This is a genomic window from Streptomyces sp. NPDC058221 (assembly GCF_042882365.1).
GTDB lineage: Bacteria > Actinomycetota > Actinomycetes > Streptomycetales > Streptomycetaceae > Streptomyces.
The window spans coordinates 20,429-27,057 of sequence record NZ_JBHVWF010000119.1; the positions used below are offsets into that span (position 1 = coordinate 20,429).

Sequence of the window (6,629 nt, forward strand, 5' to 3'; positions counted from 1 at the left end):
CCCATCGGCAGCACCGGGATCATCACCGCGGGCAGGCGCTGCGGCAAGACGGCCACAACCCGGCCTATATGTCCGTGTTTTCATCATGCGCAACCGAGGGTTGACCATTCCGGAAAGTGCCTCTACGTTTCTCGCAGCCCACTGGTACATCGATTAACCACATGGTTAACGTCCTGGTTGGAGACATCCCGCTGTGCGCTCATCCCTGAGTCGGCGCGGTTTCCTCGCTGCGGGTTCCGGCGTCGCCGCCGCTGCCGCAGTCCCCGCTCTGTCCGGCTGTTCCACGCTCGCCTCGGCCGATTCCGACCCCGGCACCCTGCTCGTGCACACCCAGCTCGGCACCACCGCGCCGGGCTCTCCCACCTACAAGGCCGTCGTCAAGCAGTTCCACGAGGAGAACCCGGGGCTCCGGGTCAAGAACCTCGTCAACGGCGACGACCTTCCGCAGGTGTACGAAACGTCCCGGCTGGCCCGCAAGGAGCCGGACGTGGTCATGGTCAATCTCTACGACAAGACGCTCGCCTGGACCGATGTCGGTGCCACCGTCGACGTGTCGGGTTACCTCGACGACTGGGGGCTGCGCGAACGCGTACTGCCCGCGGCCCTGGAGGAGTGGACCGACTCCAAGGGCAGGCTGCGGGCCTTCCCCTATTTCGCCACCAACTGGCCCGTCGCCTACAACACCGCCCTGCTCGAGCGGGCCGGGGTCGGTTCCGTCCCGACCACCGGTGACCAGCTCATCGGCGCCGCCCGCAAGCTGCGGGCCAAGGGCATCGCGCCGGTCACCGTCGGCGGCAACGACTGGACGGGGCAGAAGCTGCTGGCGCAGATCATCCAGACCTTCCTCACCCCCGACGAGGCCAAGAAGGTCTACACGAGCGGTGACTTCAGCGGCAGCCGGGGCGCCCGCGAAGGTATCGACTACTTCGTCCAGCTGCGGGATGCCGGAGTCTTCGCCGACAAGGCGCAGGGGCTGACGTCCGACACGATGACCACGCAGTACAACACCGAGGCGGCGGCCATCCAGTCCGCGATGTCCTCGGCGCTGGCGAAGGTCTCCCCGAAAGCGGTCGCGCACACCGAGGTCGGCGGCTGGCCGCTGGCGCCCGGTGCCTCGCACAGCAAGCCGACGATCCTGCGCTCGTACACCCTCATCGGCTTCTGGATCAGCCCCAACGGCGTCAAGAAACTGTCCTCGGTCGAGAAGTTCCTGCGCTTCATGTACCGGCCCGAGGTCGTCTCGCGCTTCATCACCGAGAGCGGGCGGGACATGGCCCTGGTGACGGACACCGTCAGCAAGCAGTTCCCCCTGGTGGCCAAGGCCCAGCAGCTCGGTGGCCGGGTCGGCCAGGTACTCCTGCCCGATCTGTACGTCCCCCCGACGGCCACCCAGCCACTGATCACGGCGACCAGCACCGCCTTCACCCGGGGGACGAGCGCGGCCGCCGTGCGCTCCGCCCTCGAATCCGCCTACCGCACGGCCTGATCCGCGCGCCCGAGCCCTCTGCGAGTCCCTCATGACGTTGCTCTCGTCCGCCCCGGGCGGCGCGTCGGTCCGCCGGCCGGCCCCGCCGTCGCCGCCTCCCGCTCCCCCGCGCCGCAAGCAGGGCGGGGTCATCCTCGCCGTGCCGGCTCTGGTCTGGTACCTCGTCTTCATGGTCGGCCCGCTGGTCGCCATCTTCGTCATCGCCGTGCTGCACTGGCCCGGCATGCTCCAGCCGGTCTCCTTCGCCGGTCTCGGCAACGTCCGTACCGTCTTCGACGACCCGGTCTTCTGGGAGTCGGCCGGCAACACCGCCATCCAGCTCGTCATCGCGCTGCCGGTGATGATCGTGTGCGCGTACATGCTGGGGTACTACGTCGCGCAGCAGCCGCCGGGCCACCGCATCCTGCGGTACCTGCTGTTCATCCCCGGGCTGATCTCCACCCCGGCCAAGGCGATGGTGTTCTACGCCGTGCTCTCGCCGGACGGACTGCTCAACGGCGGTCTGGACAAGATCGGTCTCGGCTCGCTCACCGACGCCTGGCTCGCCTCGCCGTCCACCGCCCTGTACTGCCTGATCCTCCTCGACGTGTGGAGCGGCATCGGCTTCACGGCCGTTCTGTTCGCCGCCCGGCTGGGCAGCGTGCCGGACGAGATCGGTGAGGCCGCGCAGCTCGACGGTGCCGGTCACTGGCGCGCCATGTGGCGCATCCACTTCCCCGTGATCCGTGACTTCGTCGGTGTCGTGACGATGCTTCAGTTCCTGTGGACCCTGTTCGGCTCCGCGCAGAACGTCCTGCTGCTCACCCAGGGCGGCCCCGGAAGCTCGTCGACGACGTTGTCCTTCCTCGTCTACCAGAAGGCGTTCATCGCGGCCGACCTGGGCTACAGCCAGACCGTCGGTGTGGTCCTGTTCCTGCTCGGTCTGGCCGGGCTGCTGACCATCCGTCGCGTCTTCCGCCAGAACTACTGATCGGAGCGGTTCCATGAAGTTCGGAAGGTCCTGGCTGGCGGCCCATGTCCTCGCGTGGCTGTACGCGGCGCTGCTGGTGGTCCCCCTCTATTACCTGCTGGTCTCGGCGTTCAAGACGAACGACCAGATCTTCGGGAGCCCCTTCTCCCTGCCGACCTCGTTCTCGTTGCACAACTTCGGGGAGGCGTTCTCCTCGGCCGACCTGGGGCCGGCCATCGTCAACTCGGTGCTGGTCACCGTGCTGGCACTGGCGCTCACCCTGGCGCTCGCGATACCTGCGGCCTTCGCCATCGCCCGCACGGAGGGACGTCTGGGCGCGTTCGTGGAGCGGGTCTTCTCGCTGGGCTTCCTGGTCCCGACGTTCGCCGCGCTCTTCCCGACGTTCCTGCTGGCCGCCGCGACCGGGCTGTTCCACACCCGGGCGTTCATGGTGCTGTTCCTGCCGGCCACGGCGATGCCGCTCTCCGTCGTGATCCTGGTGCAGTTCATGCGGACCATCCCGCACGAGATGGAGGAGGCGGCGCGGTTGGACGGCGCGTCCACCTTCGCCGTGCTGCGGCACATCTACACACCGATGTGCATGCCGGGGATCGCCACCATCCTGCTGCTGAACTTCCTGACGTTCTGGAACGAGTACCTGTACTCCCTCGTCATCATCGGACCCGACCCCGAGCAGCGCACCGTGCAAGTCGCCCTGCCCACCCTCAAGTCCCTCACCGGCACCGACTACGGCATTCTGACCGCAGGCACCGTGCTGACGCTGATCCCGGTCTGGGTGGTGTACACGGTGCTCCAGAAGCGTATGCAGCAGGCTCTCGTCAGCGGGGCGGTGAAGATGTGAAGGAACGTCTCAAGGAGCGTCCCGAGGACGCGGAAGGCGTCACGGGCGCAACACGAAGTAGCGGAACCGATGGCGTCGGGGGCACGCCGCCCGGCAGGCGCGGGGGCGCCGAAGGCAACGTCCGGCCCACGATCAAGGCCGTGGCCGCCGCGGCCGGGGTCTCCACCGCCACGGTCTCCCAGGCGGTCAACGGCCGGGGCCGGATCTCGGAGGCCACCCGCCGGCGGGTCCTGGACGCGGCGGCCGATCTCGGCTGGTCCCCCAGTGCGTCCGCGACGGCCCTGCGGCGGGCCAGGACCCGGACGATCGCGCTCGTCGTCCGGCGCCCCACCGACGTACTCGGCGCCGACCCGCACTTCAGCGAACTGATCACCGGTCTGGAGGGCGAACTGGCCCCCCGGGGCTACGGTCTGCTGCTCCACCTGGTCGCCGGCATGGACCAGGAGAGCGCGCTGTACGAACGGCTCGTCGCCGAGGGCCGCATAGACGGTGCGGTGCTGACCGACGCACGGGCGGACGACCCGCGCCCGGAGCTCCTGCACGGTCTCGGGCTGCCGGCCGTGCTGCTGGGCTCACCGGACGCCGCGGCGCCGGTGCCCGGCGTCGGCCTCGGGCAGCAGGGCGCCGGCGTCCGCGAGGCCGTCACACATCTGCTGGAGCTCGGGCACCGGCGCATCGCGTACATCGCGGGCCCGGCCGAGCTGGTGCACACCCGGCTGCGCCGGGCCGCCTTCGAGGAGGCTCTCGCCGAGGCCGGGCTGCAACCCGCGGCCGTCCGGCACACCGACTTCACGGAGGCGGCTGCCGTCGCCGTCACCGAGGAGCTGCTCGCTCTGCCCGACCGGCCGACCGCCCTGGTGTTCCCCAACGACTCCATGGCCGTCTGCGGCATCGGGACGGCGCAGCGCGGCGGGCTGCGGGTTCCGGCGGACGTGTCGGTGGTGGGGTACGACAACCTGCCGCTCGGCCGCTGGCTGCACCCGCGGCTCACCACCGTGGACCAGCAGGTGCAGCGGGTCGGTGCGGCCGCCGCCCGCGCTCTGCTCGTCCAGTGCGGCGAGGACGTACCCCCGCCGGTACTCGACGGGCGGCCGCGTCTGGTCGTCCGGGAGTCGACCGGTCCGCTGCCGTCCGCCTCCTGAGCCATGCGTCCCCCACCGCACATCGCACGCGGCCCGCCCGCCCACGACAAAGCTTCCCCGGCCGGGAACGCCCTGCCGCCGGCCGCACCGATCCACCCCCCCGCACTTCGAAGAGGTCAGAGCAAGACCATGCGACGTCACAGCGCCCAGCTCACCCATGACTCCGCCGTTCTCCCCTGGCTCGGCGCCAACTTCTGGTCCCGCACCGGCGGTCCGCTGATGTGGCGGAACTACGAGCCGAAGACGGTCCGCGAGGAGCTGGCCGTCCTTCGGGACCACGGGCTGAACATGACCCGGTCGTTCTTCTACTGGCCCGACTTCCACCCCGAGCCCGGCCGGATCGACGAGGAGCTGTGCGACCGCTTCCGTGACTTCCTGGACGCCCACACCGAGGCCGGGATGGGTACGGTGCCCACCTTCATCGTCGGCCATATGTCGGGCGAGAACTGGGATCCGGCCTGGCGCGGGGACCGCGATCTGTACGAGGACGTGTGGCTCGTCGGGCGGCAGGCGTGGTTCGTCTCCCAGATGACCCGCCGCTTCAAGGACCACCCCGCGGTCACCGGCTGGCTGATCACCAACGAGATGCCGGGCTACGGCCGGATCTACCAGGTCGACCCGCCCTCCAGCGATGTCGTCACCGCGTGGGCGCAGTTCATGTGCGACGCGGTCCGCGCGGCGGGCGGCACCCAGCCGGTGTCGCTCGGGGACGGCGCGTGGGGCATCGAGGTGACGGGCCGCGACAACGGCTTCTCGCTGCGGGACACCGCCGAGTACGTCGACTTCGTCGGGCCGCACGTCTACCGCTCTGACACGGACCGGCCGCGCCAGCACTACCGCGCCGCGTTCGAGTGCGAACTCGCCGCCGTCACCGGCCAGCCGGTCGTGCTGGAGGAGTTCGGGCTGTCCACCGACACGGTCTCGGCGGCCAACGCGGGTGTGTTCTACCGGCAGACCCTGCACAACTCGCTGCTCGGCGGGGCCACCGGCTGGATGGCGTGGAACAACACGGACTACGACGACCTGTGGGAGCAGTCGCCCTACGACCACCACCCGTTCGAGATGCACTTCGGGATCACCGACCGCACCGGCCGGCCGAAGGAGCCGCTGCGGGAACTGGCCGATTTCGCCGAGGTGCTGAAGCGCGTCGACTTCGCGCGGTGCCGACGTTCGGACGCCGACACCGCGCTGGTCGTGCCCGCCTTCCTGGAGCGCGGCTACCCCTACAGCCGTCCCGCCGACCGGCCGCTGATCTTCACCTCGCTGCACCAGGGGTATGTGGCTGCGCGCGGCGCCGACCTGCCCGTGGCGTTCGCCCGGGAGGCGGACGGTCTGCCGGCCGACGCCGCGCTGTATCTGCTCCCGTCGACACGGCAGTTGACCACCCGCACCCGCAGGGCCCTGGAGGAGCGGGCCCGCGCCGGCGCCACGGTCTACCTGTCGTTCTGCTCGGGTGAGTACCCGACGACGCGCGGTCCGTGGTTCCACGATCTGGACGGCCTGTTCGGTGTGGAGCTCCAGCTCTCCTACGGGGTCGCGGAACCGATCGAGGACGATGTCCTGGAGATGACGTTCACCGAGGACTTCGGCTGCATCGCCGCGGGCGAGACCCTGACGTTCCCGGTCGCCGGCAACGAGGACAGCCGCGCCTATCTGCCGGTCGTCCCGGTGGACGCCCGGGTCGTCGCCACCGACGCGCACGGCCGCCCGGCCCTGCTGTGCCACGAGACGGGCGAGGGGCGTACGGTCCTGGCGACCTACCCGCTGGAGCACATGGCCGCCCGCACGGCCCGTGCCAACCCGGAGCAGACGCATCGGCTGTACGCGGCGCTCGCCGAACTCGCCGGTGCCACCCGGCCGGTGACGGTCGACACCCCGTTCGTGGCCGCCGACACGCTGGTCCGCGAGGACGGTGCCCGCTTCGTGTGGCTGGTGAGCCAGTCGGCCGACGAGCTGACCGTCCGTCCTTCGGCGGACGGGGAGCTGCGGGAGCTGACCGGTGGGGATCCGGTACGGGACGTGGTGATCGCCCCGTACGGGGTGCGTGTCCTCGAACTGCGCTGAGACAGGGCGTCCGGTTGGGGCCGGCCCCACGCCCCCCCCCCAACGCCGACACACCCCCCACCATTTTTTACACCCCCCCCCCCCCCGCAAATTAGTCCACCCAAATTCCCACCCCCAAAGACCCGA

Annotated in this window: 5 protein-coding genes; all 5 read left to right on the top strand. The window is 70.2% G+C overall.

The features are described from left to right. The first annotated feature begins 193 nt into the window (after window positions 1–193). The 5 genes from ACFVW8_RS29520 to ACFVW8_RS29540 all read left to right on the top strand — a co-directional run bounded on the left by ACFVW8_RS29520 (window position 194) and on the right by ACFVW8_RS29540 (window position 6,503). A complete protein-coding gene (locus tag ACFVW8_RS29520) occupies window positions 194–1,486 on the top strand; it encodes an ABC transporter substrate-binding protein (protein ID WP_389695275.1) in 1,293 nt (430 codons plus the stop codon). Window positions 1,487–1,517: 31 nt separating this feature from the next. Further along, window positions 1,518–2,456: a carbohydrate ABC transporter permease gene (locus tag ACFVW8_RS29525; protein ID WP_389695277.1), complete on the top strand. Its 939-nt coding sequence runs from the start codon at window positions 1,518–1,520 to the stop codon at window positions 2,454–2,456. 13 nt (window positions 2,457–2,469) lie between these two features. Continuing rightward, a complete protein-coding gene (locus ACFVW8_RS29530; RefSeq protein WP_389695279.1) occupies window positions 2,470–3,297 on the top strand; it encodes a carbohydrate ABC transporter permease in 828 nt (275 codons plus the stop codon). Between the two features lie 140 nt (window positions 3,298–3,437). Beyond that, the gene (locus ACFVW8_RS29535; protein WP_389695286.1) at window positions 3,438–4,439 is read left to right on the top strand and encodes a LacI family DNA-binding transcriptional regulator; all 1,002 of its coding nucleotides are present in this window, start codon (window positions 3,438–3,440) and stop codon (window positions 4,437–4,439) included. A gap of 129 nt (window positions 4,440–4,568) precedes the next feature. Next, entirely contained in the window at window positions 4,569–6,503 is a 1,935-nt protein-coding gene (locus ACFVW8_RS29540) for a cellulase family glycosylhydrolase (protein ID WP_389695281.1), read from the top strand. The last annotated feature ends 126 nt before the right edge of the window (window positions 6,504–6,629 follow it).